A 16,197-nucleotide genomic window follows, 5' to 3' on the forward strand; every position below is an offset into this window, starting at 1 on the left:
TATTACCGTTGAATCCACTCATTTAATCCCAGGAGACAATCATGAACAAGTTACTTTCCGCATTGGTCGTTGCAGCCATGGCAACCACATCCGTCGGTGCTTTTGCTGGGTCTCACGGTGGCGCCATGTCCGATAAGGACAAGGCAGACAAGATGGCGGCCTGCAAGAAGATGGACCCCAAGGCCGATGAAAAAATGAAGGCCGAGTGCAAGAAAATGATGGATGAAAAGCCGATGCCGATGATGGATGACAAGAAGAAATAAGGGCTGACTTCCTTCCCAAAAAGCGGACCCGGCGGTCCGCTTTTTTGTTGCCAACACCGGGCAATAGTGCTGGAACGATAGTTGCTGAGGAAGTCAGCATCATCGGCAACCGAGACGCCTCGCCAATAACCGGGCGTCCCCCAGCGTACTTGCAAGCATCCGGCAAAAATCAGACGACCAGCGCGCTCCAGAACGCCATCGTGCAGGGCTGCCTGGAGGCAGTGATCGCCGCCCTCGACGCCGGGGCGGATATCGAGGCACCCGATATCCAGGGCTTTGGCGGGCTTCCATTGCGCAGCGCATGTTTTCACGGACACATCCCGATCGTGGTCGAGCTGTTGAAACGCGGCGCCGATATTCATGCACTCAATTACGAAGGCATTGGGGCGCCGGTGCGCACGGCAGTGCGCGGCGGACAGCCGGAAACCGTGCGCCTGCTACTCGAGCACGGTGCCGATCTGCCGCTGGGAGTCAGCCTTGGCCTGAGCCATGAAGAAGTATTCAAGGCCCAACTGGTCGCCGCGATCTGCCAGCAAAGCCGTCTGGACGAGTCTTCCCGCCCGGCGGATTCCCAGCCTGACCATCAGATCAAGGAATTTTTCGTCTCCCAGGAAGAACTCGATCGCCTGTTCGGCAAACGGGAAAAATCTGTCAGAGCCTAATCGGCAAGCCGGCCGGTTTTATTCCAAAGTCCTGGAAAATGGGGTGTCCGATTCTCTATAAAGAGATTTTTTCCGGTCTTCGTCATAATGCTGGCGGGTCGGCAAACCTTGCCTCGAGATGCCCAGTTTTCACCGCGACGCCATGACCAATATTCTGATCGTCTATTCCACAACCGACGGCCACACCCTGGCCATCTGCCGAGTACTCGAGCAGGTGGTCGAGCGCCATGGCCTGGCGGTGACGCTGGCCGAGATCGGCGATGCGGAACGGCTCGACCTGGCCGCTTTCGACAAGATCGTGATCGGCGCCAGCATCCGTTATGGTCGGCACAGCCAGCAGGTCTTGGATTTCGTCGGCCGCCACCAGGCGATGCTCGATGCCCGGCCGAACGCCTTCTTCTCGGTCAACATCGTCGCCCGCAAGCCAGAGAAGAATCGGCCGGAAACCAACCCCTACCTGCTCAAGTTTCTCCGCCAAATATCCTGGCATCCACGCCAACTGGCGGTTTTCGCCGGCAAACTGGACTATCCGCGCTATCGCTTCGTCGATCGCCTGATGATCCGTTTCATCATGCTGCTCACCCACGGCCCGACGGACCCGCGCACCGTCGTCGAGTTCACCGACTGGCAGGCGGTGGAAGCCTTCGGCCACACCCTCGCCGAGATGTAGCGGGCAGTGCCGCTGCGCGCCGGTGGGTTAGGCGACGCTGGCGGCGAGTTCGACGGATAGGCCGTCGGCCAGGGCGAGCAGATCGGCGGCCTGAGCTTCGCAGGCCGCGCGGGTGGCCTCATCGAGCGCCTTCAACCAGCGCCGGGGAATGGCGTCCTTGCCGTAGCGCGCGCCGGCCAGCATGCCGACGATGGCGCCGGTGGTGTCGGCGTCGCCGCCGCGATTGACGGTATCGATCAGGCATTCCTCGAATGACGTCGTGCCGAACAGTGCCTGGAAGACGGCCTGCATGGTATCGACGACGTAGCCGCTCGGGTTTTCGTGGCGTTTCCTGTCGTAGGCGAATACCGGAAAGCGGCGGACCAGGTCGTCGGCGCGTTCGCGTTGCACCTCTTCCGCTGCGCGGCCGGCCATGAAATCCTGGACCATCAGGATCAGAGTTTCGCAGGCCGCGTCGGAGACTTCATTGTGATGGGTGACGTGTGACTGGGCGCGGCTGGCGGCAATGGTTCGTTCCTCCGGCTGGCCGTAGCAGGCCAGGGCCACGGGCAGGACGCGCATCGCGGCGCCGTTGCCGGCATCGTGTTCGGAGGGCGCGGCTTCCGGGTTGCCGGTCCGGCGGTAGCTGATCAGGTTGCGGCGTACGGTGTTACCGATGTCGACCGGCTTGGCGCGCATCCAGGCATTGAAGGCGTCGGCCGCCGCCTTTGCGTCGACGCCGCCGCTGGCGATAATGGATTCGCCGAGCGCCAGCGCCATCGTGGTGTCGTCGGTAACCTTGCCGGCCTTCAAGCGCAGCCAGCCACCGCCGGTGATTTCGCGGTGCACGCCGTGCTGGTGGCGGATTTCGTTGGGGGTCAGGAACTCGACGGTGGCGCCGAGGGCGTCACCGATGGCGAGGCCGAGATACGCCGCGATGCCACGCCCGATATGCGGCGTTTCCCACGGCGGCGGCGCGACGCGGCGGCGAACCGGGGCGTTACGGGCGATCAGTTCTCCGGACCAAAACATTTGGCGAAGTCGGTACAAACCCCGCACGACGGTGCGGGACAAACGTAGATGCCTTCACTCGCGCAGAACTGGCGGTAAAGGAATTTTTTCCACTTCATGTCTCCGGTATTGGCGCGAGCCAGTTCCGGGAAGTTGGTCCACATCAGGTTGCTCAGTTCGCTGCGCTCGAGCAGGCCGAGATCCTGCCAGAGGTGGTCGCGGCCGGCGCAGGCGGTGGCCACGATGTTGGCGATCAGCAGTTCGGACGGGTAGGCGCGGGCACGATGGTCGAGCAGCAGCTTCTGGATGTCGCTCCACTCGGGAATGGCTTCGACCTGGCGCAGCGGGGCGCGAATCTCCTGGCCGGGAAAGTATTGGTCGAGCAGGTGGCGGAAGACCGCTTCGCCGAGCCCGAGGTCGGCCGGCAGGCAGCCGTCACCCATGCTCAGGCCGGCCAGCATGCTGGCCAGCAGGTAACGGTTCGGATCGCCGGCCAGCTTCCTGTCGCAGGGCGCGAGCAGGAGTTCCGCGAAGAGGACTTCGCGGCCGAAGCGGCGGTCCGGACCGTTCATGGTCGAGGTCTCACTTGCTCGGATATTCGATCAACACGTCTTCGTCACGCAGCACGACCTGGCAGGCCAGGCGCCACTGGGTCGGACAAAGGTCGTCGACGCGCATCTGGTCGATCTGGGCCTGGCTGATGTGGCCCATTTCCTTGAGCACGTTGATTTCGCGATCGGTCAGCGGGGCGCCCATCGGCGAACGCTTGGCGTCGACCGAGGAAACCTTGACCAGGCAGGTGCCGCATTCGCCGTCGCCGCAACCGAAGTCGATCGGAATGTGGTGTTCCTTGGCGAGTTCGAGAACGGTCTGCCGGTGGCTGCCGGCAACGGCATAGACCGTCTTGTCTTTGTGAAGGTGACTGCTGAAAGTAATGAGGGCCATCGTATTTCTCCTGAGCGGTTTTAGAGTTTTCTCTGTTGGGGTTGGGTTGTTCGGCCGGCTGGCGCGCTGTACCGCGTGCTCAGGCCGGTTTGACGACGATGTCGCCGCCGATGATCTGGGCTTGGCAGGCCAGACGATGACCGCGCGGCGCCAGGTTGTCCTTGAGCACCTGGTCTTCGAGGACCGAGGGGGCGGCGAGATTTTCGCCACCGGAAATGACCTTGGTCAGGCAGGTGCAGCATTCGCCTTCGCGGCAGCCATAGACGATGCCGGCGCCGACTTTTTCCGAAACTTCGATGAGCCGGGTGCCGGCCGGCACGGTGACCGTGACGCCGATGTCTTCGAAGGTGACTCTGGCTTTTGGCATGGTTTTCTCCCTGTTTATGCGAGCGCGGTCATGTCGACCACGCGGTGTTCAAACTGGCCGGTCAGGTGACGGGCCAGGCTTTCGCCCAGGTCGCAGCACTGCTCGAGTTCCGCGGCATCGGGGACGAGCTTGATGCGCAGCCCGTCGACCGGGATGCGCAATTTCAGGCCGCGCAGGCGGTCCTCGATCAGGCGCACCGCTTCGCCGCTCCAGCCGTAGGAGCCGAAGGCGGCGCCGAGCTTGCCCTTGACGTTGACCGTGGTCAGCGAGGAGAGCAGGTCCCAGATTGGTTTCACCGCGTCGCCGTTGATGGTCGGGCTGCCGATAGCCAGGCCGTCGGCTTCCTCGACGAGGTCGGTGAACAGGTCGGCTTCGGCGCCTTCGAGGTCGTAGAGCGAGACGCGGACTCCGCCAATGCGTTCGGCGCCGGCAGCCAGCGCTTCGGCCATGCGCCGGGTATTGCCGTAGGCCGAGAGGTAGAAAACGACCAGTGTCTTTTCGCTGCGCGCCTCGTTGTACAGCCGCGGCGTGGCCAGTTCGCGGTAGCGCAGCACGTAGTCGCGCGGCTGGTGACGCAGGATCGGGCCGTGGGCCGGGGCGATCAGCTGGAGGTCGAGCGGCTCGATCAGCGCCATCGCATCGAGTATGTACTCGCGGAATGGCCGCATGATGTGGGCGTAGTAATACTCGAACGAGAAGCGGAAATCGCCGACCCGGTCGTTGAACAGCCGGCCGTCGCAGAAATGGCAGCCGAAGATGTCGCCGGTAAACAGGATGCCGTCCTCTTCGAGATAGGTGCACTGGGTGTCCGGCCAGTGCAGGTAGGGCGTGTGCAGGAAGCGCAGGGTGCGGCCGCCGAGGTCGACGGTGTCGTCGGTGGTCACCGGGATGTATTGCGGCGGCTTCTCGCCGGAAGGCTTCAACAGCGCCTTCAACATCATCTGGGCGCGGCTCGAGAGATAGACCCGGGCCTGCGGGGCGCGCTTGAGCAACTCGGGCAGGGCGCCGCTGTGGTCCGGTTCGAGGTGGTTGAGGACGATGGTGGTGATTTCGTCGTAGCGCGCCACCGATTCGAGGCGACGGAAGAAATCGTCGGCGAAGTTCTCCTTCACCGTATCGATGATCGCCACGCCGTTCTCGCCGCGCACGACGTACGAGTTGTAGCTCGTGCCGTTGGCGGTCTTCAGGATGATGTCGAAACTCCGCAGATGCGGGTCGAGGGCGCCCACCCAGTGGACGCCCGGGGCGATTTCTACGGCGAGATCAGTGGTGGCCGCAGCGGTCATGGCTGCTTTCCTCTGCCTCGTGTGCGTGGCTGCCACAACTGCCGTGGCCTTCCGGGCCATGGACGCAGGCTTCGATATTGCCTTCCGGCAACTCGACGCCGTTGAGGCCGATCCAGGCGTCGACGGCAGCGGTATCGAAACCGACCATGCGCTCTTCGCCGACTTCCATCAGTGGGCGGCGGATGAGCAGCGGGTTTTCGAGCAGCAATTGCAGGGCATGTTCGAAGCCGAGATTTTCCGGGACGATTTCGCCGGATTTGATGGCCGGTGCCGCCTGGTTGAACCAGGTGGCGATCGGCAGCTGGCCGAGAAAGGCGAGCAGGCGCTCGGCCGTCCAGGCTTCGGTTTTCAGGCTCTTGGCCTGGACGGTGTGGCCGGCGGCGGCGAGCAGGGTCTTTTGGCGCAGGTTGCCCTTGCAGCCGGGTTTTTCGTAGAAGGTGATGGTGGCCATGGGGTTGTGTGTTTCTTAGTTGTTGCTCGGGTGATGCTCTGGGTTTGATTCGCGGTGGGGGCCGCCTTTGCGGCTTCGATGGGCTTGGGGTTCCGCCTTGCTGGCGGGCGTACTTTCTTTTGTGTGGCCAAAAGAAAGTAGCCAAAGAAAAGGCCACCCCTGGGTCGGTGCCCGGCAGAGCCGGGTACCCTGCGCTACTCGAAACGCCGGGCGGCTGCGCAACTCGGGGCTGCGCCCCTCAAACAGTGCTCGCCGAAAGCCCCCGGCATTTCTGCGTTGCTCGGCACCTCTCAAGGGGCCCGGAAAAACGACCCGGGCTGAAACGGATGGGGCGAGGGAATAACGGTGGGAACGGGATGTTTTTGACTTCGGGTCCCCGTGTGCAGCGCCGAGCAACGGAGCTGCTGGCGGAAAAAGGGCGAGGACTGTTTGAGGCCCGCAGGGCCGAGTTCCGCAGCCCCCGCCAGTAGCGAGTAGCGCAGGGGAGTCGGCGCAGCCGACCGCGTAACCCGGGGTCGCCTTTTCTTTGGCTACTTTCTTTTGGCGAAGCAAAAGAAAGTACGCCCGCCGCTCAACGGCGGAACCCGGCGTTCGAGCAAACCGGACCCACGCCTCAGGCGCGGAAACCAGCGTCTGCCCGAGAACCGGAATCACGCCGCTTCCCGCCACAACCCGAACTCCTTCAACTTCTCGATCGGAATCCCGGTCAGCGATCCCGGCGGGTTCAGGAACTCGCCCAGTTCATCGACGATGGCCATTTCGATCGGGCAGATCGCAGCGCACTGCGGCACGCTGTGATCGCCCAGACACTCGGTGCATTTGCCATCATCGATCAGGAAGTGCGGCTTGTCCTCGAAAATCGCGTCATTCGGGCAGACATCGACGCAGGCCCAGCAATTGACGCAGGACTCGGTGATTTGCAGTGCCATGATCAGGCCACCTTTCTGTCTTCAGCCGACGGGCTGAGCTTGCCGGTTGCCGCAATTTCCTTGTACACCGCCATCACTGCCTCCTCGATCGGCTCCATCGCATGTTCGCCGTTCGGCGCGATGCCGGCGGCTTCCAGCTTGGCCCAGGGTTCGTAACCGACCTTGGAGCAGAGCACGACCTCGCAGCCTTCGAGAATGCGTATGTTGCGATCGAGCAGGGATTCCGTAGCACCGGCATCGACCACATCGCCGTCGCCGCAGGCATCCATGCCGCCGCAGTAAAGCTCGGTCTTGCGATGGCTCATGAAGCGCGCACCAGCCGGCGAGGCTTCGTAGATCAGGAATTCCTTGGCATGACCGAAGTGTTCGGCGACGACGCCGTTCTTGCCGGCCACCGCCATTAGCACCGGGCGGGCATCGGCCGGAATACCGGACTCTTCGGCTTTCGGTTTGACGATGCCGCGCTTGGCGTCGAGCTTCTCGAGGATCTCGTCGTGGACAACCTTGCGACGGACCATGGCGGCTTCGTAATCGACTTCCATGACGTCGATCTTGTCCATGGTGAATTCGTCGCCGCGGTCTTCACCGAGCAGGCCGACCGCATCGGCCCGGCACTGGCGGCAATGGCGCATCATCGCCATGTCGCCGGCACAGGCGTCCTGCAGGTCCTGGAGCATTTCCGGGGTCGGTTCGGCCTGGCCCATGATGCCGTAGTAGGTGCCGTGTTCGGCTTCGGCGATCAGTGGCATGACGTTGTGCAGGAAAGCGCCCTTGGCCTTGACGATCTTCGAGACTTCCTTGAGATGCTCGTCATTGATGCCCGGGATGAGCACCGAATTGACCTTCACCAGGATGCCGCGGTCGGTCAGCATCTGCAGACCCAACTGCTGCTGTTCGATCAGGATGCGCGCGCCTTCGACGCCGAAGATGCGTTTGTTCTCCCAGAAAATCCACGGGTAGATCTTGGCACCGACTTCCGGATCGACGCAGTTGATGGTGATCGTCACGTGATCGATGTTGTGCTGGGCGATACGGTCGACATACATCGGCAGGTTGAGGCCGTTGGTCGACACGCAGAGTTTGATATCCGGGGCGCGATTCGAGAGCTCTTCAAAAGTCTCGAAGGTGCGGGCCGGGTTGGCGAGGGGGTCTCCGGGTCCGGCGATGCCGAGCACGGTCATCTGCGGGATTTCGGCCGCGACGGCGAGCACCTTGTTGATCGCCTGCTTCGGCGTCAAAACTTCGGAAACGACGCCCGGCCGGGATTCGTTGGAGCAGTCGTACTTGCGGTTGCAGTAGTTGCACTGGATGTTGCAGGCCGGGGCCACGGCAACGTGCATGCGGGCGAAATAGTGGTGCGCTTCTTCGGAATAGCAGGGGTGGTCCTGGACCTTGGCGCGGATATGGTCCGGCAGATGGCCCAGGGCATCCGGGGCCGTACCGCAGCCGCTGGAGGCGCAGCCGCCGCCTTCAGCGGGGGCGGAGTTACTTATAACGGGTAGTTCCACGATGACGGCTCCTCGAAAACTGTGCGGAGTCCATTCAGCAATCGCTGTGCCAGGCTTGAAAACCAATTAAAAACAATGGCCTATGGATTTCGTGGCGGGGCCTTGTTGGCCCCTTGTCGGATTCGCGACAGGGTGTATGCAGTTTCCGTGACAGGGGGCGTGGCGACGCTTAGAATGCGCCAGACAGGGGGCCACATGAATACCAACGGAGACAGTCCCACCCGCGATACCTCGGCGAGGCCGGCGGACGCCGAGCATCAACGTACCGTGCTGCTGGTCGACGACGAAGAGAACATGATCTCTTCGCTGAAACGGCTGCTGCGCCGGGAAGGCTACCGCATCCTGTCGGCGGGGGGCGGGGCCGAAGGCCTGGAAATCCTCGCCACGCACCGCGTCGATGTGATCGTCTCCGATCAGCGCATGCCGCAGATGACCGGCGTCGAATTCCTGCGTCAGGTCAATACGATGTACCCGGATACCGTGCGCATCGTGTTGTCCGGCTACACCGAACTGCAGTCGATCACCGATGCCATCAACGAGGGGGCGATCTACAAGTTCCTGACCAAGCCCTGGGACGATGAACAACTCCGTGCCAATATCCAGGAAGCCTTTCGCCACAAGGAGTTGGGCGACGAGAACCAGCGCCTGAGCGCCGAACTGACGTTGGTCAACGAGCAGTTGCGCCGGCTGCTGGCGGAAAACCAGCGCGAGTTGCAACGCGATCAGGTCGTGCTCGGCCTCGTGCAGGAAATCCTGCAAGGGGTGCCGCTGCCGGTCGTCGGTCTCGATGACGAAGGGATGATCGTCTGCGCCAACCAGGAGGCGGATCGCCTGCTCGGGCGGCAGGCGTCGCTGATCGGTTCCTTTGCGCAGGAGCGCCTGCCACCCGACCTGCTGCAGCTGTTGAGCGGCGGCGCCGGCGAGATGATCTGGCAGCAGGGCGATGTGTGCTGGTTGGCCCGCCATCGCTTCATCGGTGACGAGGCCGCGCCGCGCGGGCACCTGTTGATCCTCAGTAAGGAAAACCAGACATGAGCGAGGCAAACACCGGGGTGGTCGCCGCGGGGGCGATGGAAACCTTTGTCTGGAATGATCGCTTCATGACCGGTGAAGCCATCGTCGATGACGAACACAAGGAGCTGGTCCGCATCATCAACTGGGTGGGCAGCCTGCAGGCCGAGCAGAGGGGCGATCCGGACGAGCTGCACGCGGTTCTCGACAAGCTGGTTGCCTATGCCGTGATGCATTTCGCCCACGAAGAGGAACTGATGGCCAGCGTCGCTTGCGACGAGCGCCATGCCAGCCTGCACCGCTCGATCCATGAGGATTTCGCCCGCCAGGTCACGGCCATGCGCGAGATCAACCTGGGGACGGGGGACAGCGAATTCCTGTTGCGTTTCCTGACCAACTGGCTGGCTTATCACATTCTCGGTACCGACCAGGCGATGACCCGCCAGGTGCACAACATCCGGCGTGGCCTGACACCGGCCAAAGCCTACGAGGCGGAGCGCGCCAACAAGGCCGACCCGGCGACCGCCAATCTGCTCGACGCGCTGAATTCGCTGTACCGGGTGATCGCCTCGCGCAACCATGCCCTAGTCGACATGAACCGCTCGCTGGAGCAGCGCGTTGCGGAGCGGACGCGCGACCTGACAGCGGCCAACGAGCAGCTGGTCGTCGAACACCACGAGTTGAAACGGGCGATGGAGACGGTGAAATCGACGCAGATGCGGCTGATCGAGTCGGAGCACAAGCGCTCCCTCGAGGCCAAGCGCCACATGGAATTGTTTCTCGCCCAGATCGTAGATGGTGATCCGGTGCCGACCTTTGTCATCAATGCCGAACACAAGGTGACGCACTGGAACAAGGCCTGCGCCGCGATCACTGGCACCCCGGCGGCGCTGGTAGTCGGTACCAGCCGCCATTGGGCGCCGTTTTATCCCAACGAGCGGCCGATCATGGCCGACCTGATCGTCAGCAGCGATCTTGAACGCCTGGAAACCCTGTATACGGGAATTTTCCGGCGTTCGCCGGTCATCCCTGACGCCTACGAAGCGGAGGCTTTCTTTCCACATTTCGTTGATGGCGGGCGCTGGCTGTTTTTCACCGCTGCACCCCTGCGCGACGCCAGCGGTAGGGTGATCGGGGCCATCGAGACGCTGCAGGACGTCACCGATCGCCACAAGGCAGAAGAGGGGCTGCGCGAGCACCAGGTCCAGCTCGAGGAACTGGTTGCCCAGCGCACGGCGCAGCTGAGCAATGTCAAGGAACAGTTGGTGCAATCCGAGAAACTGGCGTCGATCGGCCAGCTGGCGGCCGGTGTGGCGCACGAGATCAACAACCCGATCGGTTTCGTGCATTCGAACATCGGTGTGTTGGAGAACTATCTCGGCAACCTGTTCGGTATGCTGGAGGCCTACGAGGCCGCCGAATCCGCGATCACCGATCCGGCCGTTGTCGTCCGGCTCAAGGCTCTGCGCGAGAAGATCGATCTGCCTTTTCTCAAGGAAGATATTCCGCAACTGATGGTCGAGTCGAAGGACGGCATCAGTCGGGTCAAGAAGATCATCCAGGACTTGAAGGATTTTTCGCGAGTCGATTGCACGCAGGAGTGGCAGTTCGCCAACCTGCACCAAGGCATCGATTCGACGGTCAATATCGTGGCCAACGAAGTCCGCTACAAGGCCGATGTCGTCAAGGAATATGGCCAGCTACCGGATGTCGAGTGCCTGGTGGCGCAGCTCAACCAGGTCTTCATGAACCTGCTCGTCAATGCTGCCCACGCCATGGGCGAGCAGCGGGGAACCATCACCATCCGTACCGGCACGGCGGGCGACAAGGTCTGGCTGGAGTTTTCCGACACCGGCAGCGGCATTCCCGAAGGAATCCGCCAGAAGATCTTCGACCCCTTCTTCACCACCAAGCCGGTCGGCAAGGGTACCGGCCTCGGGCTGTCTCTGTCCTACGGCATCATCCAGAAGCACAACGGACAGATCGAGGTGCAGAGCGAGGTCGGCAAGGGCACCACTTTCCGCATCACCCTGCCGGTCCGCCATGTGAAGGCCAAGGGCGGGCAGTGACTGTCGGCTTGTCGCATTGCCGACAAGCCGGATTTTATTATCAACCTGATTATTTGATGTTTTTTTTCTGGCGTCGCTCTTGCTTCGAGCTTCGCCATGAAAACGCATCTCGACTGGTCGGCCTACGACACCTACGGCATGGGCGATGCCTACGCCGGCATCCCCGCCACTGGCGGCAACTACGCCAAGGCGGTCGCCGTGTGCATGAACAACCACCAGTGCCAGCGCGAGGGCAAGGGCGTCATGTGTCCGAGCTACCGCATCACCGGCGATCCGGCCCATTCCACCGGCGCTCGGGTCAAGGCCTTCAAGGCGGCGCTGAACGGCGAACTGGGCGAACAGCCCTTCATCCACCCGGATCTGGCAGCGGCGATGGACCTCTGCGTCTCGTGCAAGGGTTGCAAGAAGGAATGCCCGAGTTCGGTCGACATGACGCTGATCAAGACCGAATACCTGGCCCAGCGCAACGAGCAACTCGGCGTGCCGCGCCGCGCCCGGCTGTTCGGCGGCCTGCCGCAATGGCTGTATCGGTATCGCCGGCCGCTGGCGTTGCTCGTCCGTTGGCGCAATGCCTGGCCCGGACTGGCCCGCCTCGCCGAACGCTGGCTGGGCATTGCGGCGGCCCGCCCGATCCCGCTGCCGGCCAGCCAGCCCTTCGTCGGCGCAACGCCGGACAAGGCCGGCCCGCGCGGCAAGGTCGTGCTCTTCGTCGATACCTTCAGCCATTACTACACGCCGGAAGTCGCCACGGCGGCCCAAGCCGTGCTGACGGCGGCCGGCTACGCGGTGGAAATCCTGCGCCCGGCGGCCGACGACGCTGAAGCCGACCGCCCGCTATGCTGCGGCCGGACCTACCTGTCGCAAGGCATGGTCGACGCCGCCAAACTCGAGGGCCGGCGGGTGATGGCGGCGCTGGCCCCGGTGCTGGCCGCCGGCACGCCCATCGTCGGCCTTGAACCGTCCTGCCTGCTCGCTCTGCGCGATGAGTTCTACAGCCTGTCGCTCGGCCCCGATGTGGCGCAGGTCGGCAAACAGGCTTTCCTGTTCGAGGAGTTCCTGATGCGTGAGGGCAACAAGGGGCTGAAGCTGAATCTGAAGCCGATTTCAGGCGGCAAGGCGGTCGTCCATGGTCATTGCCATCAGAAGGCCTTCGGCGCGATGAAGGCGATGAAGAAGGTGCTCGGCTGGATACCGGAATTCGAGTTCGATATCGTCGACGCCAGCTGCTGCGGCATGTCTGGTAGCTTCGGCCTGGAAGCCGAGCACTACGCGGCCTCGGTCAAGATGGGAGAACTGGCGCTACTGCCGGCTGTGCGCTCCGCCGCCGAAGACGCACCGATCATCGCCGACGGCTTTTCCTGCCGCCACCAGATCGCAGATGGCACCGGGCGGCAGGCCATACATGTCGCGGTTCTGTTGCAGCGGGCGCTGGCCTAAGCCCGGCGCCGAAAGCGATGCCAGGCGTTCGGACTCAGCAGGACTGCATGGCCTTTTCGTCCTGCAGCGCGGCATTCAGATCGTCCACCAGCTTGCCGATGGCACGCCGCGCGTCGTAAAACTCGAATTCGCCCTTGCTGATCTCGCGCACCACGTTGGGTTCGTCGCCATGGAGCGGGACCTGGACATGGACGCCCTTGGTGATGACGATCATGCCGTCTTCCTTTTTCGACGGTTCGCTCAGGGCGACGGGGGTAAAACCGAGTTTGTTGAGTTTCTCTGCTAATGATTGGGCATTCATGTTTTTTCCTTTGCGGGTAATGGGGAGCATCTCACCGTTGCGCGGCAGCGGCGAGGAGGCGATTTATTTTTGGCCGATCGTCCAGATGAAGGACTGCACATCGATCATGTCTCTGGGCATCAGGCCTTCTTCAAGCAGACTCGTGCGCAGATGGTTGTAGAGGCGCAGGACGGCGGCATAGCCGCGCCAGTTCGGCTCGGCCTTGTAGTTGATTCGCCAGCAGAAGGCCTTGGCCACCGTCTGGATCACGGTCGGCTTGATATAGGCTTTTTCCTGCGGGAAGCGGAGGAATCCGAACAGCGTGGCATACGGCCAGCGGCTGATACCTAGCAGGTCAAGGGCGCGAACGAAGCCCTTGAAACGTTCCTCTTCCGAATCCGTCCCGTAGAGGAGGGCGGCCAGGGCCACGGAGAAGGTCTTTTGATTCACCGGCGTATCGAGGGCGCTGTAGAAAGCCGCCTTTTCGCCCTTGGTCAGCAGCGTTGTCACCGATTCGATATGGCGAACCCGGTCGCAGACGTCTTGATAGCGCCGCTCGGCGATCAGTTCGGAAATCTCCGTTTCCCCCAGCAACTGGATAAAGAACTGGTGCGCCCGAACGCTGGCCTCGCGCTCGTCCTTGACAAAACGCGGCGCTGAAAAGCCTTCCGGGTGGATCGTCAGGAAGCGCTCAACGGCCGCCGCGGGAGAAACATAGTCGACGCTGCCGATCTGAGATGTTTCGATCAGGTTGTCCAGCAGGCGGTGTTTTGCCGCTGTGCCCTCGGCAATCTCGAGCTTGACGAATGATTTTGAAAGACGCTTGGCGCCTGTCCCGACAAAGAAGACATCGATATTGTCAGGGGTTACGTTGAGCACTTTCCCGAGTCCCCAGCCCTTCTGGTTGGGATGAAATACACGATCGCCTTGGGTTAGGTTGCTCATCTTGCTCTCCGCCGTTTCCGGAAAAAAAGCGACGAATTTTATCACGCGATCGGGAATGCCGATCCCACCGGGTAATCTCGTTTCGACGGACGGCCTGTCAGTCCACCTGCAGCCTATCCGCGCCTAGCTTTTCCCAGGGCGGAAGCGGATCGAATTCGTTTTCCAGTTCGGCGAGGAAGGCGCGTACCTTCGGGGCGCGAACCCGGCTCGGCGTGTAGCAGGCGTGGAGATACTGGCCGAAACTGCTGATCGGTTCGAAGTCGTCGAGCACGCTGAGTAGCCTGCCGAGTAATCGTTCCGGATTGAACAGGTAGGTCGGCAGGATGGCCAGGCCATGCCCGGCGAGAACGGCGTCGACAATGCAATCGACGTTGTTGAACTGGAAGGCGCTGCCCACCGGCACGCTGATTTCCTCGCCCTGGCGGTTCCGCATGCGCCAGACCCGCTCGCCGTCGCCGAGCAGGTAGCTGAAGCAGGTATGCCCGGCCAGTTCCTGCGGCGTTTTCGGGGTGCCATGGGCAGCGAAATAGGCCGGTGTGCCGCAGATCACCCGTTTCAGCGCCACTAGTTTCTTTGCCACCGCATCTTCCGGCGGCGCTTTGGTCATGCGCAGTGCGAGGTCAATGTTGTCGTCGATCAGGTCGACCAGTTGGTCGGTCAGCACCAGTTCGCAGCGCAGTTCCGGGTAGCGGGCGATGAGGCGGGGCAGCAGCGGCGCGATGTACATCCGGCCGAAGGTGATTGAGGCGCTAATCCGGAGGACACCACGCGGCGCGTCGCCCTGGTTCTTGACGGCGATCTCGGCGCTCTGGACGGCTTCCAGGGCCTGCAGGGCATGTTGATGAAAGATTTCGCCCGAGGGCGTCAGGCTGAGCTTGCGGGTCGAACGTTCGAAGAGGCGGACGCCGAAGGCGCGTTCGAGTTCGCCGATCTGCTTGCTGACCTGCGCCCGCGTACAGTCCAGACGGCGCGCCGCGGCCGCCATGCTGCCGCATTCGACCACTTTCGCGAACGCTTCCCAACTGCCGAGCCATACCATTTTGTCAATAATCCGTTGACGGTATGACTTGAATTATGGGCTATTTGCCAACGATTTTTAACACTATAGTTCGCTCAACTATTCCATAACCTTTTTTCCGGGAAATACCGCCCATGTTGCGTACCTTGAGCCGTCCCGACGTTCTGATCACCACCCTGGCCGCCGCCGGCATCCTGATGGTGACCATGGGTGCCCGCCAGTCGCTGGGCCTCTTCATCGGCCCGCTCGATGCGACGACCGGCCTCGGCATCGCCACCATCAGCCTGGCGCTTGCCGTCGGGCAATTCACCTGGGGCGCCATCCAGCCGGTGGCCGGCGCCGTGGCCGACCGCTACGGGCCGCGCGCCGTGCTCATTGGCGGCCTGCTCGTGCTGGCTGTGGGCAGCGCCATCACACCCTTCATGGGCAGCGGTTTCGGGCTGATCATCTCGCTCGGCCTGCTCTCGGCCATGGGCTCGGGGGCGGGCAGTTTCTCGGTGCTGATCGGCGCCGCCGCCCAGCGCCTGCCGATCGAATCGCGGGGTGCGGCCTCCGGGGTGATCAATGCCGGCGGTTCCTTCGGCCAGTTCGTCTTCGCCCCGGTTCTGCAGAAGCTGATCCAGTCGATCGGCTGGATGGGGGCGATGTGGAGCATGGCGCTGATGGTGCTGGCCGCCTTGCCGCTGATCGGCAAGCTGACCGGGGCGACGGCGGCGGCACCGCCCAAGCACACGCACGCCGACAACGGCCTCAAGCATGCCATCGTGACCGCCATGCAGGACCGCAGCTACCTGCTGCTGCACGCCGGCTTCTTCACCTGCGGTTTCCATATCGCCTTCCTGGTCACCCACCTGCCGGGCGAGGTCAATCTCTGCGGCCTGCCGCCCGCGGTGGCCAGCTGGTCGCTGGCGATCATCGGCCTGGCCAACATTTTCGGCAGCCTCTACGCCGGCCACAGCATCTCGAAGTACCGCAGCAAGTACGTGCTGGCCGCGATGTACGCCTCGCGCGCCGTGCTCGTCGCCCTCTACCTGATGGCTCCGCGTACCGAATGGACCTTCTACATTTTCGCCGCCGGCCTCGGCTTCACCTGGCTGGCCACCGTGCCGCCGACCGCCGCCATCGTCGGCAAGTTGTTCGGTGTCCGCTACCTGGCCACTCTGTTCGGCCTGACCCTGTTGTCGCACCAGATCGGCGGCTTCCTCGGTGCCTACCTCGGCGGCCTGGCGATCGTCGAGTTCGGCGACTTCGGCTGGATGTGGTACGCCGACATCGTGCTTGCCCTGCTCGCCGCCATCGCCAACCTGCCGATCCGCGAAGCGCCGGTGCAACCGGCGCTGGCCCCGGCCTGAGCCAAGGAGAATCC

At 62.8% G+C, this 16,197-nt stretch carries 18 protein-coding genes; 7 read left to right on the forward strand and 11 right to left on the reverse strand.

Features of this window, described 5'->3' with window-relative positions; all coding sequences use genetic code 11:
* Positions 1-41 precede the first annotated feature (41 nt).
* The 3 genes from NQE15_RS11460 to hemG all read left to right on the forward strand — a co-directional run bounded on the left by NQE15_RS11460 (position 42) and on the right by hemG (position 1,595).
* Positions 42-263: a hypothetical protein gene (locus NQE15_RS11460; protein WP_265949860.1), complete on the forward strand. Its 222-nt coding sequence runs from the start codon at positions 42-44 to the stop codon at positions 261-263.
* A 149-nt stretch (positions 264-412) separates the two neighbouring features.
* Positions 413-925 (forward strand): ankyrin repeat domain-containing protein, encoded by a 513-nt coding sequence (locus tag NQE15_RS11465; RefSeq protein ID WP_265949863.1) that lies wholly within the window; start codon positions 413-415, stop codon positions 923-925.
* A gap of 142 nt (positions 926-1,067) precedes the next feature.
* A complete protein-coding gene (gene hemG, locus NQE15_RS11470) occupies positions 1,068-1,595 on the forward strand; it encodes a menaquinone-dependent protoporphyrinogen IX dehydrogenase (protein ID WP_265949866.1) in 528 nt (175 codons plus the stop codon).
* A gap of 27 nt (positions 1,596-1,622) precedes the next feature.
* Here hemG and draG read toward each other — a convergent pair whose 3' ends face one another.
* From draG to nifB, 8 genes are all read right to left on the reverse strand, one after another.
* Positions 1,623-2,606: an ADP-ribosyl-[dinitrogen reductase] hydrolase gene (gene draG, locus NQE15_RS11475; RefSeq protein ID WP_265949869.1), complete on the reverse strand. Its 984-nt coding sequence runs from the start codon at positions 2,604-2,606 to the stop codon at positions 1,623-1,625.
* The gene (locus tag NQE15_RS11480; protein ID WP_265949872.1) at positions 2,585-3,157 is read right to left on the reverse strand and encodes a nitrogen fixation protein NifQ; all 573 of its coding nucleotides are present in this window, start codon (positions 3,155-3,157) and stop codon (positions 2,585-2,587) included. Before NQE15_RS11480 ends, draG begins: the two co-directional genes overlap by 22 nt.
* A gap of 10 nt (positions 3,158-3,167) precedes the next feature.
* Positions 3,168-3,530 (reverse strand): 2Fe-2S iron-sulfur cluster-binding protein, encoded by a 363-nt coding sequence (locus NQE15_RS11485; protein ID WP_265949875.1) that lies wholly within the window; start codon positions 3,528-3,530, stop codon positions 3,168-3,170.
* 79 nt (positions 3,531-3,609) lie between these two features.
* On the reverse strand, positions 3,610-3,897 hold the full coding sequence (locus tag NQE15_RS11490) for a 2Fe-2S iron-sulfur cluster-binding protein (RefSeq protein ID WP_265949876.1): 288 nt from the start codon (positions 3,895-3,897) through the stop codon (positions 3,610-3,612).
* Positions 3,898-3,911: 14 nt separating this feature from the next.
* Positions 3,912-5,183 (reverse strand): FprA family A-type flavoprotein, encoded by a 1,272-nt coding sequence (locus tag NQE15_RS11495; protein WP_265949879.1) that lies wholly within the window; start codon positions 5,181-5,183, stop codon positions 3,912-3,914.
* Positions 5,161-5,634, reverse strand: a complete 474-nt coding sequence (locus NQE15_RS11500) for an ArsC/Spx/MgsR family protein (protein ID WP_265949881.1) — start codon at positions 5,632-5,634, stop codon at positions 5,161-5,163. Before NQE15_RS11500 ends, NQE15_RS11495 begins: the two co-directional genes overlap by 23 nt.
* A 650-nt stretch (positions 5,635-6,284) precedes the next feature.
* Positions 6,285-6,563, reverse strand: coding sequence for a 4Fe-4S binding protein (locus tag NQE15_RS11505; protein ID WP_265949884.1), 279 nt, complete (start codon positions 6,561-6,563; stop codon positions 6,285-6,287).
* A 2-nt stretch (positions 6,564-6,565) separates the two neighbouring features.
* Complete coding sequence (gene nifB / locus NQE15_RS11510; protein WP_265949886.1) at positions 6,566-8,071, reverse strand: nitrogenase cofactor biosynthesis protein NifB; 1,506 nt, start codon at positions 8,069-8,071, stop codon at positions 6,566-6,568.
* A 195-nt stretch (positions 8,072-8,266) separates the two neighbouring features.
* On the opposite strand from nifB, the gene NQE15_RS11515 reads away from it, so the two are divergent.
* From NQE15_RS11515 to NQE15_RS11525, 3 genes are all read left to right on the forward strand, one after another.
* The gene (locus NQE15_RS11515) at positions 8,267-9,106 is read left to right on the forward strand and encodes a response regulator (RefSeq protein ID WP_265949889.1); all 840 of its coding nucleotides are present in this window, start codon (positions 8,267-8,269) and stop codon (positions 9,104-9,106) included.
* Complete coding sequence (locus NQE15_RS11520; RefSeq protein ID WP_265949892.1) at positions 9,103-11,151, forward strand: ATP-binding protein; 2,049 nt, start codon at positions 9,103-9,105, stop codon at positions 11,149-11,151. Before NQE15_RS11515 ends, NQE15_RS11520 begins: the two co-directional genes overlap by 4 nt.
* Positions 11,152-11,247: 96 nt before the next feature.
* Positions 11,248-12,588 carry a (Fe-S)-binding protein gene (locus NQE15_RS11525; RefSeq protein ID WP_265949895.1) on the forward strand — a complete coding sequence of 447 codons (1,341 nt, stop codon included), beginning with the start codon at positions 11,248-11,250 and terminating at the stop codon, positions 12,586-12,588.
* A 34-nt stretch (positions 12,589-12,622) separates the two neighbouring features.
* Here NQE15_RS11525 and NQE15_RS11530 read toward each other — a convergent pair whose 3' ends face one another.
* From NQE15_RS11530 to NQE15_RS11540, 3 genes are all read right to left on the reverse strand, one after another.
* Positions 12,623-12,889 carry a hypothetical protein gene (locus NQE15_RS11530; RefSeq protein WP_265949897.1) on the reverse strand — a complete coding sequence of 89 codons (267 nt, stop codon included), beginning with the start codon at positions 12,887-12,889 and terminating at the stop codon, positions 12,623-12,625.
* A 63-nt stretch (positions 12,890-12,952) separates the two neighbouring features.
* Complete coding sequence (locus NQE15_RS11535) at positions 12,953-13,813, reverse strand: DUF3553 domain-containing protein (RefSeq protein WP_265949899.1); 861 nt, start codon at positions 13,811-13,813, stop codon at positions 12,953-12,955.
* Positions 13,814-13,910: 97 nt separating this feature from the next.
* Complete coding sequence (locus NQE15_RS11540) at positions 13,911-14,852, reverse strand: LysR family transcriptional regulator (protein WP_265949901.1); 942 nt, start codon at positions 14,850-14,852, stop codon at positions 13,911-13,913.
* Positions 14,853-14,965: 113 nt separating this feature from the next.
* Here NQE15_RS11540 and NQE15_RS11545 point away from each other — a divergent pair, with 113 nt between their 5' ends.
* On the forward strand, positions 14,966-16,183 hold the full coding sequence (locus NQE15_RS11545) for an MFS transporter (RefSeq protein ID WP_265949903.1): 1,218 nt from the start codon (positions 14,966-14,968) through the stop codon (positions 16,181-16,183).
* The last annotated feature ends 14 nt before the right edge of the window (positions 16,184-16,197 follow it).

It is taken from the genome of Dechloromonas sp. A34 (genome assembly GCF_026261605.1).
Lineage (GTDB): Bacteria > Pseudomonadota > Gammaproteobacteria > Burkholderiales > Rhodocyclaceae > Azonexus.

Bases quoted from the DNA above. Each gene is read 5' to 3' on its own strand.
- NQE15_RS11460 (WP_265949860.1), top strand. From the start codon at position 42: ATGAACAAGTTACTTTCCGCATTGGTCGTTGCAGCCATGGCAACCACA.
- hemG (WP_265949866.1), top strand. From the start codon at position 1,068: ATGACCAATATTCTGATCGTCTATTCCACAACCGACGGCCACACCCTG.
- draG (WP_265949869.1), bottom strand. From the start codon at position 2,606: ATGTTTTGGTCCGGAGAACTGATCGCCCGTAACGCCCCGGTTCGCCGC.
- NQE15_RS11480 (WP_265949872.1), bottom strand. From the start codon at position 3,157: ATGAACGGTCCGGACCGCCGCTTCGGCCGCGAAGTCCTCTTCGCGGAA.
- NQE15_RS11485 (WP_265949875.1), bottom strand. From the start codon at position 3,530: ATGGCCCTCATTACTTTCAGCAGTCACCTTCACAAAGACAAGACGGTC.
- NQE15_RS11490 (WP_265949876.1), bottom strand. From the start codon at position 3,897: ATGCCAAAAGCCAGAGTCACCTTCGAAGACATCGGCGTCACGGTCACC.
- NQE15_RS11495 (WP_265949879.1), bottom strand. From the start codon at position 5,183: ATGACCGCTGCGGCCACCACTGATCTCGCCGTAGAAATCGCCCCGGGC.
- NQE15_RS11500 (WP_265949881.1), bottom strand. From the start codon at position 5,634: ATGGCCACCATCACCTTCTACGAAAAACCCGGCTGCAAGGGCAACCTG.
- NQE15_RS11505 (WP_265949884.1), bottom strand. From the start codon at position 6,563: ATGGCACTGCAAATCACCGAGTCCTGCGTCAATTGCTGGGCCTGCGTC.
- NQE15_RS11515 (WP_265949889.1), top strand. From the start codon at position 8,267: ATGAATACCAACGGAGACAGTCCCACCCGCGATACCTCGGCGAGGCCG.
- NQE15_RS11520 (WP_265949892.1), top strand. From the start codon at position 9,103: ATGAGCGAGGCAAACACCGGGGTGGTCGCCGCGGGGGCGATGGAAACC.
- NQE15_RS11525 (WP_265949895.1), top strand. From the start codon at position 11,248: ATGAAAACGCATCTCGACTGGTCGGCCTACGACACCTACGGCATGGGC.
- NQE15_RS11530 (WP_265949897.1), bottom strand. From the start codon at position 12,889: ATGAATGCCCAATCATTAGCAGAGAAACTCAACAAACTCGGTTTTACC.
- NQE15_RS11535 (WP_265949899.1), bottom strand. From the start codon at position 13,813: ATGAGCAACCTAACCCAAGGCGATCGTGTATTTCATCCCAACCAGAAG.
- NQE15_RS11540 (WP_265949901.1), bottom strand. From the start codon at position 14,852: ATGGTATGGCTCGGCAGTTGGGAAGCGTTCGCGAAAGTGGTCGAATGC.
- NQE15_RS11545 (WP_265949903.1), top strand. From the start codon at position 14,966: ATGTTGCGTACCTTGAGCCGTCCCGACGTTCTGATCACCACCCTGGCC.